The organism is Actinomycetota bacterium (assembly GCA_036280995.1).
Lineage (GTDB): Bacteria > Actinomycetota > CALGFH01 > CALGFH01 > CALGFH01 > CALGFH01.
On the sequence record DASUPQ010000319.1, the window covers coordinates 13,351 to 30,719 of the forward strand.

Here is a 17,369-nt window from a genome sequence, read left to right on the forward strand (position 1 = left end):
CCCCACTGGTTTGCGGGGCCCTACCGGGGGCTGCGTGTCGGCGTCTGCCAGGGGGCTGCGGTAGGGTGAATCCCGACCCGCTGCCTGCCCGTCTTCAGTGTGTGGAGTGAGCCGCCGTGCTGCCCGTCATCGATCTGCGAGGGTCCGACCGCGACCCGGCCGGGGTGCTGCCCCGCGCCCCCGCGGAGGCGGTGGAGGCGGCCCGGGCCGAGGTGCGGGAGCTGGTCGGCGACGTCGCCGCCCGCGGCGACGACGCCGTGGCCGACGCGGCCCGGCGCTTCGACGGGGTCGACACGCCACCGGACGCGTGGCGGGCCAGCGGCGAGGAGCTGGCCGCCGCCGAGGCCGGGCTCGGCCCTGATCTACGAACCGCCCTGCTCGACGCCATCGAGCGGGCCCGCGCCTTCCACCAGGCCCAGCGCCCGGCCGACCTGGTCTGGGCCGACCGGCCCGGAGTCCGGCTGGTGCAGCGGTTCGTGCCCCTGCGCCGGGCCGGGGTGTACGCCCCCGGCGGGCTCGGCGCCTATCCGTCCAGCGTGGTCATGAACGTCGTCCCCGCCCAGGCGGCCGGGGTCTCCCAGGTCGTCCTGGCCACCCCGCCCGGGCCCGGCGGCCGCGGCCACCCGTCCATCCTCGGGGCGGCGGCCCTGCTCGGGGTGGACGAGGTGTGGCTGCTCGGCGGCGTCCAGGCGGTGGCCGCCCTGGCCTGCGGCACGGCCACGGTCCCGGCGGCCGACTCGGTGACCGGGCCCGGCAACCTGTACGTGGCCCTGGCCAAGCGGGAGGTGGCCGGCCAGGTCCGCACCGACGGGTTCGCCGGCCCGACCGAGGTCGCCGTCCTGGCCGACGCCACCGCCGACCCGCTGCTGGTCGCCGTCGACCTGGTCGCCCAGGCCGAGCACGACCCGCTGGCCGCCTGCCTGCTGGTCACCGACGACGCCGACCTCTGGAAGGCGGTCGAGCCGCTGCTGGCCCGGGAGGTCGCGGCCGCCGCCCACCGCGACCGGGTCGAGGCCGCCTTCGCCGGCCAGTCGGCCGCTGTGCTCTGCGACGACCGGGGGGCCATGCTGGCCGTGGCCGAGGCGTTCGCCCCCGAACACCTGGAGCTGCTGGTCGCCGACCCCGGCGAGCTGGCCGGCCAGGTCCGCAACGCCGGCGCCGTGTTCGTCGGCCCCTGGACCCCGGTCGCCCTCGGCGACTACGCCGCCGGCACCAACCACGTGCTCCCCACCGCCGGCACGGCCCGGTTCGCCTCCGGCCTGTCCACCTTCGACTTCCTCCGTACCGTGCAGGAGGCCACCTTCGACCGCGACGCCCTGGCCGCGGCCGCCCCGACCGTGGCCGCCCTCAGCCGGGCCGAGGACCTCCCCGCCCACGGCCGGGCGGTGGCGGCCAGGCTCGCGGAGGATCGGGAGGGGGCGCGGTGAGCGCGTCGGTGCCCAGGACGACCGGGCGGGTGCGGGTCAGGGACGACCTGGCCGGGATGGTGCCGTACGGGGCGCCGCAGCTCGACGTGCCGGTGCGGCTCAACACCAACGAGACCCCGTACGCCGTGCCCGCCGAGGTCATGGACGACCTGGCCGAGGCGGTACGGGGCCTGGAGCTGCACCGCTACCCGGACCGGGAGGCGACCGAGCTGCGCGAGGCCCTGGCCCTCCACGCCGGCCACGGGTTCGAGGGCACCTGGGCGGCCAACGGCTCCAACGAGGTCCTCCAGCAGCTCCTGCTCGCCTTCGTCGGGCCCGCCCGCTCGGCCCTGGTGGTGGAGCCGACCTACGCCATGCACTCGCTGCTGGCCAGGGCCAGCGGCACCCGCCTGGTGACCCGGGTCCAGCCCCGCGACCAGCTGCTCGACCCCGAGGCCGCCGCCGAGCTGGTCGCCGAGGCCGCCGCCGACCTGACCTTCTGGTGCTCGCCCAACAACCCGACCGGCGAGGCGACCGGCGCCGACACCCTCGCCGCCGTCTGCGCCGCCGCCCCCGGGCTGGTCGTGGTCGACGAGGCCTACGGCGAGTTCGGCACCTCGCACGCCGCCGACCTGCTGTCGCGCCACCCCAACCTGGTCGTCACCCGCACCTTCTCCAAGGCGTTCCGCATGGCCGGGCTGCGGCTCGGCTACCTGCTCGCCGACCCGGCGGTGGTCGACGGGGTCCGGCTGGTCCGGCTGCCCTACCACCTGTCCACCCTCACCCAGGCCGTCGGCCTGCGGGCCCTCCAGCACAAGGGCGCGCTGATGTCGCACATCGTCGCCACCGAGCGGGAGCGGGAGCGGGTCGCGGCCGCCATGGACCGCCTCCCCGGGGTCCGGGTCCTGCCCAGCGACGCCAACTTCCTCTGCTTCGAGACCCCGGTCGACCCGCGCCGGCTGTGGCAGGGTCTGCTCGACCGCGGGGTCCTGATCCGCGACGTCTCCCGCTACCCGACCCTGGACCGGCACCTGCGGGTCACGGTCGGCACACCGGCCGAGGACGACGCGTTCCTGACCGCCCTCACCGAGGAGCTGAACCGATGACCGCAGGGGGAGTGGCCGCAGGGCCGCCCCGGACCGCCCGGATCGAGCGGCGCACCGCCGAGGTCTCGGTGACCGTCGAGCTCGACCTGGACGGCAGCGGCAGCGGCGGCTCCGACACCGGCGTGCCGTTCCTCGACCACATGCTCTCCCAGCTGGGCAGGCACGCCCGCTTCGACCTCTCCATCGAGGCCAAGGGCGACCTGGAGATCGACGCCCACCACACGGTCGAGGACACCGGCATCGCCGTCGGCCAGGCCCTGGCCGAGGCGCTGGGCGACAAGTCGGGCGTGCGTCGCTTCGGCGACGCCGTCGTCCCCCTCGACGAGGCCAGGGCCCGGGCCGCCGTCGACCTGTCGGGCCGGCCCTACCTGGTCTGGGACGTCCAGGTCGACGCCGCCCCCGGCGAGCTCGGCAGCTTCGACCCGCGCCAGGCCCGCCACCTGATGGAGGCGCTGGTCGCCAACGCCCGCTGCACCATCCACGTCCAGCTGGAGGCCGGCGACCTGCCCCACCACTGCCTGGAGGCGTGCTTCAAGGCCCTGGCCCGCGCCCTCGGCGACGCCTGCGCGCCCGACCCGCGGGCCGGCGCCGGCAGCACCAAGGGGGTCCTCGGATGACCGGGCCGCCGGTCGCCGTGCTCGACTATGGGGTCGGGGATCTCTATTGGGGACCGCCATGAGGCGGCCGCCGATCGCCGTGCTCGACTACGGGGTCGGGAACCTGCACTCGGCCGCCAAGGCCCTGGACCGGGCCGGCGCCGACGTCCGGGTGGTGCCGACCGTTGAGGCGGCCGCCGGGGCGGCCGGGCTGGTCGTGCCCGGGGTCGGAGCCTACGGGGCCTGCCTGAGCGGCCTGGCCTCGGCCGGCGGGGCCGAGGCGGTGGCCGGGTGGCTGGCCACCGGCCGGCCCCTGCTCGGCATCTGCGTCGGCATGCAGCTGTTGTTCGAGGCCAGCGAGGAGGGCCCGGTCGCCGACGGCGTCGGGGTCGTCCCGGGCAAGATCCGGCGCCTCACCGGAGGGGTCCGGGGAACCCCAAGGGGGTGCCCCGGTGAATCGGGCCCGGTGAAGATCCCCCACATCGGCTGGGACGAGGTCACCGTCCGGCCCGGCAGCCGCCTGTTCGCCGGCCTCGGGGACGGGACCCGCTTCTACTTCGTCCACTCCTACGCCCCCGAACCGGACGGCGACGCGGTCGCCGCCGTCTGCGACTACGGCGGCCGCTTCGGCGCCGCCGTCGAGCGCGGCAACCTGTTCGGGACCCAGTTCCACCCGGAGAAGTCGGGCAGGGCCGGCCTGGCCCTGCTGGCCAACTTCGTCACCCAGGTCGGCGCCGCATGACCCTGGAGCTGCTCCCGGCGGTCGACCTGCTCGACGGGCAGGCGGCCCGCCTCGTCCAGGGCGTCGCCGGCACCGAGACCGGCTACGGCGACCCGGTGGAGGCGGCCACCGGCTTCGCCGCCCAGGGGGCGAGCTGGCTGCACGTGGTCGACCTGGACGCCGCCTTCGGGCGCGGCCCCCGCAACCGCGAGCACCTGGGACGGATCGTCCGGGCGGTCGCCCCGGCGGTCCGGGTCGAGGCCTCCGGCGGGGTGCGGACCGCGGACGACCTGCACGCCCTGCTGGAGCTGGGCGCGGCCCGGGTGGTGATCGGCACCGCCGCCCTGGAGGACCCGGCGTGGGTGGCCGAGGCGTGCGCCCGCCACGGCGAGGCGGTCGCGGTCGGGCTCGACGCCCGCGGCCGGACCCTGCAGGCCCGCGGCTGGACGGCCAGCGGCGGCGACCTGTTCGAGGTCCTGGAGCGGCTGGAGGCGGCCGGCTGCCGCCGCTTCGTCCACACCGAGGTGGCCAGGGACGGCATGCTCACCGGCCCGGCCACCGACCGCCTCGGCGAGGTCCTGGCCGCCACCAGCCGCCCGGTGATCGCCTCCGGCGGCGTCGCCCAGCTCGGCGACCTCCGGGCCCTGGCCGCCCTGGAGCCCGACGGCCTGGAGGGCGCCATCGTCGGCAAGGCCCTCTACGCCGGCCGCTTCACCGTCGCCGAGGCCCTGGCCACCCTGGCCGAGGCCGCCCCCGGAAACGGCGCCCCGGACGGGAGGCGGGCATGACCCTGGCCCGGCGGGTGATCCCGTGCCTGGACGTGGCCGCCGGGCGGGTGGTCAAGGGCGTGTCGTTCGTCAACCTGGTCGACGCCGGCGACCCGGCGGAGCTGGCCGCCATCTACGACGCCGAGGGCGCCGACGAGCTGGTGTTCCTCGACATCACGGCCACCGTGGAGGCGCGCGCCACCTTGTTCGAGGCCGTCGCCCGGACCGCCGAGCAGGTGTTCATCCCCCTGACCGTCGGCGGAGGCGTCCGCACCGTCGAGGACGTCCAGCGGCTGCTCCGGGCCGGGGCCGACAAGGTCTCGGTCAACTCGGCCGCCGTCCGCGACCCCGAGCTGCTGTCGGCCGGGGCCGGCACCTACGGGGTCCAGTGCATGGTGCTGGCCATCGACGCCCGCCGCCGTCCCGGGGGCGACGGCTGGGAGGTGGTGGTCGACGGCGGCCGCACCCCCACCGGCCTCGACGCCCTTGCCTGGGCCGAGGAGGGCGCCCGGCGCGGGGCCGGCGAGCTCCTCGTCACCTCCATGGACGCCGACGGCCAGAAGACCGGCTACGACCTGGAGCTGGTCCGCGCCGTGACCGGCGCCGTCGACCTCCCGGTCATCGCCAGCGGCGGCGCCGGCCAGGTCGACCACTTCGCCGCCGCCGCCCAGGCCGGGGCCGACGCCGTCCTGGCGGCCAGCGTCTTCCACTTCGGCCAGCTCTCCGTCGCCGAGGTCAAGCAGGGCCTGGCCGACGCCGGCCTCCCGGTCCGGGCGTAGCCCACGCCGGGCCTTGACCCCCGGACCCGGGCCACGGCAAGCTTGCCGGTGGCGGTGATCCAGCGCCCAACCTCTGGTGGCCCACCCCAGCGGGGCCCGTGGAGAGGCAAAGGGGGGCACACTCCCGGATCGCGCGGCGCCCGGTGCCTTCCGGTCGCGCGGCCAGGGCTGCTGGGGGGCCGGGCCTCGCGACTTGAGAGGACTGGGTCATGCCGACCGACAAGGACTTCAAGCGGCTGGTCCGCGCCCGCATGGGCAAGACCGGCGAGTCGTACACCACCGCCCGCTCCCACCTGCGCCCCGACCAGGGGCCTGACCGGCCCGGTCGGCTCCGGGGCCGGCACCCGGACACGGCCGCGCTCGCCCGGCTGCTCGCCGCCCTCGGCGTCACCGACCCGGCGACCGGCCGGACCCTGAGCGAGGCGACGCTCCTGGGCGTCTCCGGGGGCATCGGGTTCGCCTACTTCGTGTTCGAGTACGAGGAGGGAGCCACCCTCTACCTGGGCGGCCGGATCAACTCCTATGTGCAGAAGCAGGACGCCGCCGAGGCCGCCCTGACCCGCCTCGGGATCCCGTTCCAGGCGCACCGGACCAGCGGCCCGGCAACGGCCGAACGGCAGCTGCGGGCCGCGCTCGACCAGGGCCGCCCGGTCGTCGCCACCGTCGACGTGGCCCGCCTGCGCTACCGGGCCGTCCCCGACTGGCTCTGCGGCATGACTCCCCAGGACGTCCTGGTCGAGCTGGCCGACGGTGAGCCGCTGCTGTGGGACCTGGCCCCGGCGCCGTTCCCGGTCACCTGGCCCGAGCTGGCCGAGGCCCGGGCCGGCGTCCGCTCGGCCAAGCACCGCCTGCTCGTGGCCGAGCCCCCGGAGGAGCCGGTCGACCTGGCCGGGGCGGCCGCCGCCGGGATCGCCGACACCTGGGCGGGCATGCTGGAGCCGCCGCTGCGCAACTTCGGCGTGCCCGGCCTGGCCAAGTGGGCCGAGCTGCTGACCGCGCCGAGCGACCCCAAGGGGTGGCCGCGGCTGCTGGCCGCGCCCGGGCGCCAGTTCCAGCTCCTCACCTGGCTGTACGACTGGATCGAGACCGCCGGCACGGGCGGCGGCTTCTTCCGGGCCATGTACGCCGAGTTCCTGGAGGAGGCGGCCGGCCCGCTCGGCCGGCCCGAGCTGGCCGCCGTCGCCGCCGACCTGCGCGAGCTGGCCGCCGCCTGGACCGCCCTGGCCGGGGCGGCCGTCGCCGCCGGGGGGGACGGCCCGCTGGCCCGGGCGGCGGCGCTGCTCGACCGCCGGCGACGGCTGGTGGAGGAGCGAGGGGCGGCCGCGGCCGCCGAGGTGGCCGAGGTCCAGGCCGAGCTGGCCGCCCTGGCCGACACCACCGCCGACCCTCAGCCCCTGGACGCCGCCGCCCTGTCCGGCCGGCTCGCCGGCCTGCGCGACCGGGTCCTGGAGCTGGCCGAGGCCGAGGAGGAGGCCGCCGCCGCCCTGCGCGGCGCCGTCCCGGCCACCGGGTAGCCTCACGCCGACGCCACCGACGACCCTCGCCGTGCCCAAGGAGCCGCCATGACCGCCCGCCCGCGCAACATCACCTTCGACTGCGCCGACCCCTGGCTGCTGGTCACCTTCTGGAGCCAGGTCACCGGCTACCAGGAGGACCCCGGCGACCCCAACCAGCCGGGCGACCCCCAGCAGTACCTGGTCGGGCCGGACGGCCAGCCGGGGCTGCTGTTCATCCCCGTGCCCGAGCCCAAGACGGTCAAGAACCGGGTCCACCTCGACCTGGCGCCGACGGACCGGACCCGCGACGAGGAGGTGGACCGGCTGCTCGGGATCGGGGCGACCCTGGTCGCCGACCATCGCCGGCCCGACGGGACGGGCTGGGTGGTGCTGGCCGACCCCGAGGGCAACGAGCTCTGCATCGAGCGCAGCGCCGCCGAGCGGGCCGCCTCAGGCTGAGCCGGTCTCGCTCAGGTTGCGGATCTCCCGCAGGGCGACCGACAGCATGGCGATGTCGAGCGTCTCGGCCTCCTTGAGGTCGGCCAGGATGGCGTTGGCCCGCTCGACCGCCGAGCGGTTCTCCTCCAGCCAGGCGTCGATCAGGGCCTCGGCGTCCTTGTCCTCGGTGCCCGGCTTGAGGACCTCGGCGGACAGCTCGCGCTGCTCGGAGTAGAGGTCGTCGCGCAGCGCCCCCTGGGCCAGGGTCTGCCAGTGGGTCTCGGCCGGCAGGTGGGCGATCTGGTCGCGCAGCCAGTGCAGGTCCAGCCGGTAGCCGAGGGCGAAGTAGACGGCCGCGACCGCCTCGACCGTCTCGCCGCAGGCGGTGGCCACCTCGATCACGTTCAGGCCCGAGAACAGCGCGTCCAGGCTGGCCACCCGGGTGGCCAGCTCGGCCGGGACGCCCGCGGCGGTGAACCGCCCGGCCAGCCGGTCGAGCGACTCGGAGTCGGCCGGGGCCAGCAGCTTGGGCAGCTCCTGGGCCAGCGCGGCGATCCCGGGGGCGAAGTGGGCCACCGTGGCCGCGATGTCCAGCGGCTGGCGCCGGTTGCGCAGGAACCACAGGGCCGACCGCTCGATCATCTTGCGTCCCTCGGCCTGGAGCTCCAGCTGCACGTCGGCCGGGACCACGGTGTCGAGGGCGGCCAGGTCCTTCCAGAGCCGGCGGATGTCGAACACCTCGCGGGCGACGGTGTAGGCCCGGGCGACGTCGGGCGGGCTGGCCCCGGTCTCGTCCCGGAGCCGGTTGGCGAAGGTGCTCCCGGCCCGGTTGACCATGCTGTTGGTGACGTAGGTGGCGATGATGTCGCGGCGCAGCGGGTGCCGGCGGAGCTGGCGGCGGAACTTCTCCCGCAGCTTGGGCGGCATGTAGCGCTCCAGGTCGTCGGCCAGGTACTCGTCCTCGGGCACGTTGGAGGCGACCAGCTCGTCCTGGAGGACGATCTTGGCGTAGGCCAGCAGCACGGCCAGCTCCGGGCGGGTCAGGCCCTTGCCGGCGGCCCGGCGCTCGGCCAGCTCCTCGTCGTTGGGCAGGAACTCGAGCCGACGGTCCAGCCGCCTGGCCCGCTCCAGGCTGCGCATGAGCCGGGCATGCTCGTCCAGCAGCTGCCGCGCCTGGGCCTCGGTGACGCTGATCGCCTGGACCTGCCGGTAGTTGTCCTGCAGCACCGCCGTGGCCACGTCGTCGGTCATGTCGGCCAGCAGCTTGTCGCGCTGCTTGCGGGTCATGTCGCCGTCGCTGACCACCTGGTTGAGCAGGATCTTGATGTTGACCTCGTGGTCGGAGCAGTCGACACCGCCGGAGTTGTCGATGAAGTCGGTGTTGATGCGGCCGCCATGGAGGGCGTACTCGACCCGTCCGAGCTGGGTGAAGCCGAGGTTGCCGCCCTCGCCGACGACCTTGGCCTGCAGCTCGCCCCCGTTGACCCGGACGGCGTCGTTGGTCCGGTCGCCGACGTCGGCGTGGGCCTCGCGGGCCGCCTTCACGTAGGTGCCGATGCCGCCGTTCCAGAGCAGGTCCACGGGGGCCTTGAGCATGGCGTTGATCAGCTCGTTGGGGGTGAGCGCCTCGGCGCTGACGTCCAGGACCCGCCGGACCGGCTCCGACAGCGGGATCGACTTGGCCGTGCGCGGCCAGACCCCGCCGCCCTCGGAGATCTTGGCCGTGTCGTAGTCCGACCAGGAGGAGCGGGGGAGGGCGAACAGGCGCTCCCGCTCGGCGAAGCCGGCCTCCGGGTCGGGGTCGGGGTCGAGGAACACGTCCAGGTGGTTGAAGGCCCCGACCAGCTTGATGTGGCGGCTGAGGAGCATGCCGTTGCCGAACACGTCGCCGGACATGTCGCCGATGCCGACGACGGTGAAGTCGGTCGACTGGGTGTCGATCCCGGTCTCGCGGAACAGCTGCTTGACCGACTCCCAGGCGCCCCGGGCGGTGATCCCCATCTTCTTGTGGTCGTAGCCGGCCGACCCGCCGGAGGCGAAGGCGTCGTCGAGCCAGAAGCCGTACTCCTGGGCGATCGAGTTGGCCAGGTCGGAGAAGGTGGCGGTGCCCTTGTCGGCCGCCACCACCAGGTACGGGTCGTCGTCGTCGTAGCGGACCACGTCCGGCGGGGGGACGACCTTGCCGCCGACCCGGTTGTCGGTGATGTCGAGCAGGCCCCGCATCATGGTCGAGTAGCAGGCCACCACCTCGTCCATCAGGGCCTCGCGGCCGCCCTCGGCCGGCGGCTGCTTGACCACGAACCCGCCCTTGGCCCCCACCGGCACGATCACGGCGTTCTTGACCATCTGCGCCTTCATCAGGCCGAGGATCTCGGTGCGGAAGTCCTCCCGCCGGTCCGACCAGCGGATCCCGCCCCTGGCCACCCGGCCCCCGCGCAGGTGCACGGCCTCGGTGCGGGGCGAGTACACGAACACCTCGAACATCGGCCGCGGCTTGGGCAGCGACGGCACCTGGGCCGGGTCGAGCTTGAACGACAGGTACCCCTTGGGCTGGCCGCCCTCGTCCACCTGGTAGTAGTTGGTGCGCAGGGTCGCCTCGACCATGCCGAGGAAGCCGCGCAGGATCCGGTCCTCGTCCAGGTTGGCCACCTGGTCGATCGCCTCGGCCAGCCGCTCCCGCAGCTCCTCCACCCGGCTCTCGGCGCCGTCGGCCTGGGTCGGGTCGAACCGGCCCTGGAACAGCTCAACCAGCCAGCGGGCGATCGCCGGGTTGCCGGCCAGGGCCTGCTCCATGTACTCCTGGCTGAAGGTCATCCGGGTCTGGCGCAGGTACTTGCAGTAGGCGCGCAGCACCACGATCTGCCGCCAGGTGAGCCGGGCCCGCAGGACCAGCCGGTTGAAGCCGTCGCTCTCGGCCTCGCCGCGGAGGATGGCCGCGAACGTGTCCTGGAACACGTCGCGGACCCGGCCCAGGTCGACGTCGCCCTCGGGAACGGTGTAGGTCACGCCGAAGTCGTGGATCCAGACCGTGCCCCGGCCGGGCGGGTGGATCTCGTAGGGCCGCTCCTCGACCACCTCGACGCCCATGTCCTCCAGCATCGGCACCGCGTCCGACAGCGGGATCGGCCGGTCGGCCCAGAACAGCTTGAGCCGCAGCGTTCCCGGCGTCGCCTCCAGCGGCCGGTACAGGTTCATGTTCAGGCCGCCGCGCTCGGCCAGGTCCTCCATCCGCTGGATGTCATAGACGGCGTTGCGGGCCGGGAAGTCGTCCAGGTAGGCGGCCGGGAAGGCCTCGCCGTAGCGGGAGTACAGGTCGTTGCCCTCCTCCTCCCCGTGCAGCTCCAGCAGCAGGGCGTGCAGCTCGTCGTTCCAGGAGCGGGCCACCGTGGCCAGCTTGGCCTCCAGCTCCCTGGCGTCGTAGGTCGGCATCTGCCCCGGCGGGACCCGGATGATGAAGTGCAGCCGGGCCAGGACCGACTCCGACAGCCACACCTGGAAGTCGAAGCTCGCCCCCGGGAAGGCGTCGTTGAGGACCACCTCGATGCGCCGGCGCACGGTGGTCGTGTAGCGGTCGCGGGGCACGTAGACCAGGCAGGAGACGAAGCGGCCGTAGTCGTCGTGCCACATGAACAGCCGCACCCGGCGGCGCTCCTCCAGCCGCAGGATGCCCATGGCCGTCTCGAACAGCTGGTCGTCGGAGATCTGGAACAGCTCGTCGCGCGGGAACGTCTCCAGGATGTTCAGCAGCGACTTCCAGTCGTGGCTGTACCGGGGCAGCCCGGCCCGCTCCAGCACCTTGGTCACCTTGCGGCGCAGCACCGGGATGTCGCGCGGGTTCCGGTTGTAGGCGGCCGAGGTGTACAGGCCGAGGAAGCGCCGCTCACCCACCACCTCGCCCTGGTCGTCGAAGCGCTTGACACCGATGTAGTCCAGGTACGACGGCCGGTGCACCGTCGAGTGCGAGTTCGCCTTGGTCAGGATGAGCACGTGCCGCTCGCGGGCCAGCCGCCTGGCCTCCGGCGGCAGCTTGGCGAAGCTGCCCGAGGCCGGCTTGCCCTGGTCCTGGCGGAGGATGCCCAGGCCGGTGCCTGGCACCGGGCGGAGCACGTCGGCGCCGTCCTCGGTGACCAGGTCGTAGGAGCGGTAGCCGAGGAAGGTGAAGTGGTGGTCGTCGATCCACTCCAGCAGCGCCCTGGCCTCGGCCAGCTCGGCATCGTCGACCGGGGGCGGGTGCTCGTCGAACTCCTCCAGGATCTTGTTGACCTGGGCGCGCATCTCGGCCCAGTCCTCGGTGGAGGCCTTGACGTCCTCCAGGACCCGCTCGATGTCGGCCCGCAGCTGGTCCAGCACCTCCGGCTCGCTCTGGCGGTCGACCTCGAAGTGGAGGTACGACTCGCCGATGCCGTCGGTGGCGTCGGGCGGCAGCACCTCGACCAGCCCGCCGGCCTCGTCGCGGCGGACCACGATCACCGGGTGGATGGGCAGGTGGATGACCAGGCCGTGGCGGTTCAGCTCCATGGCCACCGAGTCGACCAGGAACGGCATGTCGTCGGTGACGATCTCCACGATGGAGTGCCTGGAGCGCCAGCCGTGCTCCTCGAACCGGGGGCTGTACACGCGGACCTTGGCCTCGCCGGGCCGGCGGCGGTGGGCCAGGCGCCAGTGGGCCAGGACGGCGCCGTACAGGTCCTCCGGCTCCAGCTCGAGCAGGTCCTCGGGGGCCAGTCGCTGGTAGTACTGGCGGGCGAACTCCTCGACCTGACCGCGCCGGTCCTCGGGGACCTTCTCGTGGATGGTGGCGACGATCTGCTGCAGGATCTCCGCTTTCGCCTGCTCTGGCTGCGTCGACATGACAGCTCCCTCGGTCGTCCGCGATGCCCGTCCACGATGGCAGATCGGCCGTGGCCGCGGTAGCGATAGCATGGCCGCATGAGCGATCGTTCAACCAGCGAAGTCGACGACGCCGTGGCCGGGCTGAAGTTCGACGACGCCGGCCTGGTCCCGGCCGTCGTCCAGGACGACCGCGACGGGACCGTGCTGATGGTGGCCTGGATGGACGCCGAGGCTGTCCGGCGCACCCTCACCACCGGCCGCACCTGGTTCTGGAGCCGTTCCCGCCGCGAGTACTGGCGCAAGGGCGACACCTCCGGCCATGTCCAGCACGTCCGCTCCGTCACGGCCGACTGCGACGCCGACACCCTGCTGGTCAGGGTGGAGCAGGTGGGGAATGCCTGCCACACCGGCACCCGCTCCTGCTTCACGAACCCGCTCGGGGGCGACGCGTGACGGGAGAGCGTCCCGGGTTCGAGGAGTTCGTGCGCCTGGCCGGCGAGCACTCGGTGGTCCCGGTCTGGCGGGAGCTGCTCGGCGACCTGGAGACCCCGGTGGGGGCGTTCCGCAAGCTCGGCGACCAGGACGGCTCGGTGCTGCTGGAGAGCGTCGAGCACGGCGAGCGCTGGGGCCGCTACTCGTTCATCGGCACCGACCCGTTCGCCACCCTGACCATCCGCGCCGGGCGGGCCTCCTGGACCGGCCGCCCCCCGGCCGGGCTGTCGGACGGCCCGCCGCTCGAGGTGCTGCGCGAGGCCCTGCGCCGGCTCCGCTCGCCGTCCCTGCCCGGCCTGCCGCCGCTGTTCGCCGGGGCCGTCGGCTACCTCGGCTACGACCTGGTCCGGGAGCTGGAGCGCCTGCCCGACCAGACCGAGGACGACCTCTTCCTGCCCGAGGGGATGCTGGTCTTCCCCCGCTCGGTGGTGGTGTTCGACCACCTCGGCCAGCGCCTGGTCCTGGTCGCCAACGTGGTCGTCAACCAGGCCACCGACCTCGACGCCGCCTACGCCGACGCCGTCCGCCGGATCGACGCCCTGGCGGCACGGCTGTCGGTGCCGGTCGCCTCCACCCCGACCCCGCTGCCCACGGCCGGCCCCCCGGCCGCCGCCACCAGCGACCTCACCCCCGGCCGCTACCAGGAGATGGTCCGCCAGGCCCTGGAGCACATCGGGGCCGGCGACGTCTTCCAGGTGGTCCCGTCCCAGCGGTTCTCCGTGCCGACCAGCGCCGACCCGTTCGACGTCTACCGGGTCCTGCGGGTCGTCAACCCCTCGCCCTACATGTACTTCCTGCGCCTCCCAGGGGTGGTCATCGCCGGCTCGTCCCCGGAGGTGCTGGTCACCGTCCAGGGCCGCCGGGCCATCATGCGGCCGATCGCCGGCACCCGCCCCCGCGGCGCCGACCCCGAGGCCGACGTCGCCCTGGAGGCCGAGCTCCAGGGCGACGAGAAGGAGCGGGCCGAGCACGTCATGCTGGTCGACCTGGCCCGCAACGACCTCGGCCGGGTCTGCCGGCCCGGCACCGTCCGGGTCGACGAGTTCATGCGGGTCGAGCGCTACTCCCACGTCATGCACCTGGTCTCCGACGTGACCGGGGAGCTGGCCGACGGCGTGGCCGCCTTCGACGTGCTGGCGGCGAGCTTCCCGGCGGGCACGGTGTCGGGGTCGCCCAAGGTCCGGGCCATGGAGATCATCGACGACCTGGAGCGCCACCGCCGCGGCCCCTACAGCGGCTGCGTCGGCTACTTCGACTTCTCCGGCAACCTCGACACCTGCATCACGATCCGCACCTGCCTGTTCGTGGACGGCGTCGCCTACTGCCAGGCCGGCGCCGGGGTGGTGGCCGACTCCGTGCCCGAGCTCGAGGAGCGCGAGACCGAGGCCAAGGCCCGTGCCCTTCTCGCCGCCGTCGCCGCCGCCGAGGCCCTCACCGCCCCCGCCCCGCCCGACCGGCCCCGGCCCGTTCCCGCCCGCGCCGGTGGCTGAGCGGCGGTCGATGCAGCTGGCGCTGCTGGCCGTGCTGGCCGGGGTCATGCTGGCCGTGATCGGGGCCGGGCAGCCCTGGGCCACGATCAGCGCCGAGGTCGAGCTGCCCGGGATCGGGGCCGGACAGGTCGGGGCCGCCGCGCTCACCGGCAACGACCTCGGTCCCTACGGGGCGCTCGCCCTGCTCGGCCTGGTGCTGCTGGTGGCCGTGGCCGCGACCCGGGGGCGGGGCCGCTGGGTGGTCGGGGTCGCCCTGGTCGCCCTCGGCGGCGCGCTGGTCGCCGGCGGCCTGCTCGGCGGCTACCGGGCCCCGGCCGAGGCCCGCGAGCGTGCCTGGACCGGGTACCTGGCCGGCGTGCCCACCGCGACCGAGCTCCAGGTGGCCAGGTCAGCGGCCGGACCGGCCCTGGTCGTGGCCGGGGGGCTGCTGCTGGCCGCGGCCGGGGCCGAGGCGCTCCGGCGCGGCCGGGGCTGGCCGGCCCTCGGCGACGCCTTCCGGGCCCCGCCCGACCGCGGCCGGGTGGGTGGCCCCACCGGCCAGGACGAGCCGCCCTGGGAAGGCGACTGACCAGCATCTTCACCTCGCTCGAACATGGTGGTGGCGCCCTCCCGAACCTGTCCGGGCGATGCTAGCGTCGGCTCGACGGCGAAAGGGGACTGGTTGACGCCCGAGCACCCCTCCAAGGGGACCGTGCTGCTGGTCGAGGACGAGGCGTCCATCGCCGACCTGGTCCGGCTGTACCTGGAGCGCGACGGCTTCCGGGTCGTGTGGCGGACCGACGGCCCCTCCGGGCTGGCCGCGGTCGACGCCGAGCGGCCCCGGCTGGTCCTGCTCGACCTGATGCTGCCGGGCATGGACGGGTTCGAGGTCACCCGGGCCCTGCGCCAGCGCGGCGGCCGGGTGCCGATCATCGTGGTCACGGCCCGGGAGGAGGAGGCCGACCGGGTCCTCGGCCTCGAGCTCGGCGCCGACGACTACGTCACCAAGCCGTTCTCCCCCCGCGAGCTGGTGGCCAGGGTCAAGGCGGTCCTGCGCCGGGCCGAGCCCGAGCCCGAGGCCGGCCCCGAGCCCCCGCTGCACCTGGGCAGCCTGACCGTCGACCCGGCCCGCCACGAGGTGGTGTTCGAGGGCCGCCCCGTCCAGCTCACCGCCCGCGAGTTCGAGCTGCTCAGCTACCTGGTCCGCAACCGCGGCCTGGTCCTCACCCGGGACCAGATCCTGGAGCGGGTCTGGGGCTACTCGTTCCCGGCCGACACCCGCACCGTGGACGTCCACATCCGCCAGCTCCGCGCCAAGCTCGGCGACCACGCCCCCATCGTCACCATCCGCGGCGTCGGCTACAAGGCCGACGATCGGGCCCCTGCCGGCGCCCCCGGCCCCGCCGCCCCCGCCTCCGCGCCGCCGGGTGCCCCCGGCCCCGACCCGCCGGAGGGTGGTTGATGGGGTGGACCGGGGGATCGTTGCGGGGGCGGCTGGTGCTGGCCTTCGTGGCCGTGGCCGTGCTGGCGGCGGTGCTGATCGGGGTCATCACGCTGTCGCTGATCCGGCTGCTGCCCGAGCGGAACCTCGAGCAGCAGCTCGCCGACCAGGCCCAGACCGTCAGCGACATCCTGGCCAGCCGCGGCCTGGTGGCGCAGCTCTGCCCCCTGGCCCGGATCCTGCGGCGCGGCGAGACCGAGGTCTACCTCCTCGACGCCGACGCCGCCCCCCGCCGGCTGCCCCGCTGCCAGGCGCCCGGCCGCCGTGGCCCGCTCGCCCCCGTGCCCGACGTCGACCTGGCCGACGCCCTGGGCCAGGGGGATGTGGTCACCGGCACCGCCGACGGGCTGGCCTGGGCGGTCGTCCCGGCCGAGCGGCCCCGCCTCGGCGGCTCGGGCGGGGTGCTGCTGGTCCACGAGGTCCGCCGGCTCGGGCTCAGCCTGCTGCCGGTGGTCGCCTGGCGGCTGTTGCTGGCCACCGCCCTGGCCGTGGCGGTGGCGGCGCTGGCCGCCTGGCTGCTCGCCGGGCGGCTCACGGCCCCGCTCGGCCGGCTGGTCACGGCCGCCCGCCGGGTCGGCGAAGGCGACTTGTCGACAAGGGTCCATGTCGACGGCGACGGCGAGGTGGCCGAGGTGGCGGCGGCCTTCAACGACATGGCCGCCGGCCTGGAACGGGCCCAGGGCGAGCAGCGGGCGTTCCTGGCCAGCGTCGGCCACGAGCTCAAGACCCCGCTCACCACCGTCCAGGGCTACACCGAGGCGCTGCTCGACGGCACCGTCGACGACCCGGCCGAGCGCCGCCGCTCCCTCCTCCGCGTCCATGCCGAGACCATCCGCCTGGCCCGGCTCGTCCAGGACCTGCTCGACCTGGCCCGCCTGGGCCGGGGCCAGTTCGCCGTCAGCACCGTCGACGCCGACGTCGGGGCCGTGCTCTCGGAGGCGGCCGCGGCCGCCGCCGAGCGGGCCGCCCGCCGCCAGGTCACCGTCACCACCCGCCTCGCCGGCGCCCTCCACGCCCACGTCGACCCGGGCCGGCTCCGCCAGGTGCTCGACAACCTGCTCGACAACGCCGCCCGCTCCAGCCCCTCGGGCCGCCAGGTGCTGGTCGCGGCCCGCCCCCTTGACGGCGGCGGGGTCGAGGCGGCCATCGTCGACCAGGGCCCGGGCATCGCCCCCGACGACCTCCCCCACGCCTTCGACCGCGGCTACCTGTGGTCCCGCTACCGCGGCACCCGCGAGGTCGGGTCGGGCCTCGGGCTGGCCATCGTCAAGGCCCTCTGCGACGCCATGGGCGTCACCATCCAGGCCGAGTCCGGCCACGGCGGCGGCACCGCCTTCCGCCTGCTCCTCCCCCCGCCCCGCGCCTCCCGCCCCGGCGCCCACCCGCCGGTCGGGTCCACCGCCCCCAGCCAGCTCCCCACCCGTCCCCTCGGATGAGCGGGCGGCTACGACCCGGCCGTCGCCTTGGCGCCCCCGGTGACCAGCAGCAGCCAGGTCCCGAACAGCCGCAGCACCACCGACGTCCCGCCGTACTCCCGGTACAGCTCGGCCCCGAGCACGTCCCGGTAGAAGTCCCTGGCCCGCACGGCGTCGTCCACGACCAGGATGTGCGTCAGCTCCATCCCCTCGGTCGGGAACTCGTTCCCCGTCATGGCCTCCCCCTCGATCGGTCTGGCGCCTCCGCCGCAGGTGCCGGTCCCCCGGTGGGGGAGCGTAGCCGACCCGGAGAACCGACGCGCGCGCTGTCCACAGGGGCGGGGCGCCCG

Annotated in this window: 15 protein-coding genes; 13 read left to right on the forward strand and 2 right to left on the reverse strand. The window is 74.9% G+C overall.

Going from position 1 to position 17,369, the window contains the following annotated elements:
• Nucleotides 1-116: 116 nt before the first annotated feature.
• The 8 genes from hisD to VF468_10860 all read left to right on the forward strand — a co-directional run bounded on the left by hisD (nucleotide 117) and on the right by VF468_10860 (nucleotide 7,330).
• Nucleotides 117-1,427: a histidinol dehydrogenase gene (hisD, locus tag VF468_10825; GenBank protein HEX5878798.1), complete on the forward strand. Its 1,311-nt coding sequence runs from the start codon at nucleotides 117-119 to the stop codon at nucleotides 1,425-1,427.
• Nucleotides 1,424-2,512, forward strand: coding sequence for a histidinol-phosphate transaminase (locus VF468_10830; GenBank protein ID HEX5878799.1), 1,089 nt, complete (start codon nucleotides 1,424-1,426; stop codon nucleotides 2,510-2,512). Before hisD ends, VF468_10830 begins: the two co-directional genes overlap by 4 nt.
• Nucleotides 2,509-3,129, forward strand: coding sequence for an imidazoleglycerol-phosphate dehydratase HisB (gene hisB / locus VF468_10835; protein HEX5878800.1), 621 nt, complete (start codon nucleotides 2,509-2,511; stop codon nucleotides 3,127-3,129). Before VF468_10830 ends, hisB begins: the two co-directional genes overlap by 4 nt.
• A 58-nt stretch (nucleotides 3,130-3,187) precedes the next feature.
• Complete coding sequence (hisH, locus tag VF468_10840; protein HEX5878801.1) at nucleotides 3,188-3,850, forward strand: imidazole glycerol phosphate synthase subunit HisH; 663 nt, start codon at nucleotides 3,188-3,190, stop codon at nucleotides 3,848-3,850.
• The gene (locus VF468_10845; GenBank protein ID HEX5878802.1) at nucleotides 3,847-4,617 is read left to right on the forward strand and encodes a HisA/HisF-related TIM barrel protein; all 771 of its coding nucleotides are present in this window, start codon (nucleotides 3,847-3,849) and stop codon (nucleotides 4,615-4,617) included. Before hisH ends, VF468_10845 begins: the two co-directional genes overlap by 4 nt.
• Nucleotides 4,614-5,375, forward strand: coding sequence for an imidazole glycerol phosphate synthase subunit HisF (gene hisF / locus VF468_10850; protein ID HEX5878803.1), 762 nt, complete (start codon nucleotides 4,614-4,616; stop codon nucleotides 5,373-5,375). The genes VF468_10845 and hisF overlap by 4 nt, the downstream gene beginning before the upstream one ends.
• 209 nt (nucleotides 5,376-5,584) lie before the next feature.
• Nucleotides 5,585-6,889 (forward strand): DUF4872 domain-containing protein, encoded by a 1,305-nt coding sequence (locus tag VF468_10855; protein ID HEX5878804.1) that lies wholly within the window; start codon nucleotides 5,585-5,587, stop codon nucleotides 6,887-6,889.
• 48 nt (nucleotides 6,890-6,937) lie between these two features.
• The gene (locus VF468_10860; GenBank protein ID HEX5878805.1) at nucleotides 6,938-7,330 is read left to right on the forward strand and encodes a VOC family protein; all 393 of its coding nucleotides are present in this window, start codon (nucleotides 6,938-6,940) and stop codon (nucleotides 7,328-7,330) included.
• Here VF468_10860 and VF468_10865 read toward each other — a convergent pair.
• Nucleotides 7,322-12,160, reverse strand: a complete 4,839-nt coding sequence (locus VF468_10865) for an NAD-glutamate dehydrogenase (GenBank protein HEX5878806.1) — start codon at nucleotides 12,158-12,160, stop codon at nucleotides 7,322-7,324. The genes VF468_10860 and VF468_10865 overlap by 9 nt on opposite strands.
• 78 nt (nucleotides 12,161-12,238) lie before the next feature.
• Here VF468_10865 and hisI point away from each other — a divergent pair, with 78 nt between their 5' ends.
• The 5 genes from hisI to VF468_10890 all read left to right on the forward strand — a co-directional run bounded on the left by hisI (nucleotide 12,239) and on the right by VF468_10890 (nucleotide 17,040).
• Nucleotides 12,239-12,595: a phosphoribosyl-AMP cyclohydrolase gene (gene hisI / locus VF468_10870; protein HEX5878807.1), complete on the forward strand. Its 357-nt coding sequence runs from the start codon at nucleotides 12,239-12,241 to the stop codon at nucleotides 12,593-12,595.
• Nucleotides 12,592-14,124, forward strand: a complete 1,533-nt coding sequence (trpE, locus tag VF468_10875; protein ID HEX5878808.1) for an anthranilate synthase component I — start codon at nucleotides 12,592-12,594, stop codon at nucleotides 14,122-14,124. Before hisI ends, trpE begins: the two co-directional genes overlap by 4 nt.
• Nucleotides 14,117-14,692 carry a Trp biosynthesis-associated membrane protein gene (locus VF468_10880; protein HEX5878809.1) on the forward strand — a complete coding sequence of 192 codons (576 nt, stop codon included), beginning with the start codon at nucleotides 14,117-14,119 and terminating at the stop codon, nucleotides 14,690-14,692. Before trpE ends, VF468_10880 begins: the two co-directional genes overlap by 8 nt.
• A gap of 93 nt (nucleotides 14,693-14,785) precedes the next feature.
• Nucleotides 14,786-15,565: a response regulator transcription factor gene (locus VF468_10885; protein ID HEX5878810.1), complete on the forward strand. Its 780-nt coding sequence runs from the start codon at nucleotides 14,786-14,788 to the stop codon at nucleotides 15,563-15,565.
• Nucleotides 15,565-17,040, forward strand: coding sequence for a HAMP domain-containing sensor histidine kinase (locus tag VF468_10890; protein ID HEX5878811.1), 1,476 nt, complete (start codon nucleotides 15,565-15,567; stop codon nucleotides 17,038-17,040). Before VF468_10885 ends, VF468_10890 begins: the two co-directional genes overlap by 1 nt.
• An 8-nt stretch (nucleotides 17,041-17,048) precedes the next feature.
• Here VF468_10890 and VF468_10895 read toward each other — a convergent pair whose 3' ends face one another.
• Nucleotides 17,049-17,255 carry a VOC family protein gene (locus VF468_10895; protein HEX5878812.1) on the reverse strand — a complete coding sequence of 69 codons (207 nt, stop codon included), beginning with the start codon at nucleotides 17,253-17,255 and terminating at the stop codon, nucleotides 17,049-17,051.
• Between the last annotated feature and the right edge of the window lie 114 nt (nucleotides 17,256-17,369).

Bases quoted from the DNA above. Each gene is read 5' to 3' on its own strand.
- hisF (HEX5878803.1), top strand. From the start codon at position 4,614: ATGACCCTGGCCCGGCGGGTGATCCCGTGCCTGGACGTGGCCGCCGGG.
- hisI (HEX5878807.1), top strand. From the start codon at position 12,239: ATGAGCGATCGTTCAACCAGCGAAGTCGACGACGCCGTGGCCGGGCTG.
- VF468_10890 (HEX5878811.1), top strand. From the start codon at position 15,565: ATGGGGTGGACCGGGGGATCGTTGCGGGGGCGGCTGGTGCTGGCCTTC.
- VF468_10895 (HEX5878812.1), bottom strand. From the start codon at position 17,255: ATGACGGGGAACGAGTTCCCGACCGAGGGGATGGAGCTGACGCACATC.
- VF468_10855 (HEX5878804.1), top strand. From the start codon at position 5,585: ATGCCGACCGACAAGGACTTCAAGCGGCTGGTCCGCGCCCGCATGGGC.
- VF468_10845 (HEX5878802.1), top strand. From the start codon at position 3,847: ATGACCCTGGAGCTGCTCCCGGCGGTCGACCTGCTCGACGGGCAGGCG.
- VF468_10865 (HEX5878806.1), bottom strand. From the start codon at position 12,160: ATGTCGACGCAGCCAGAGCAGGCGAAAGCGGAGATCCTGCAGCAGATC.
- hisB (HEX5878800.1), top strand. From the start codon at position 2,509: ATGACCGCAGGGGGAGTGGCCGCAGGGCCGCCCCGGACCGCCCGGATC.
- hisH (HEX5878801.1), top strand. From the start codon at position 3,188: ATGAGGCGGCCGCCGATCGCCGTGCTCGACTACGGGGTCGGGAACCTG.
- VF468_10860 (HEX5878805.1), top strand. From the start codon at position 6,938: ATGACCGCCCGCCCGCGCAACATCACCTTCGACTGCGCCGACCCCTGG.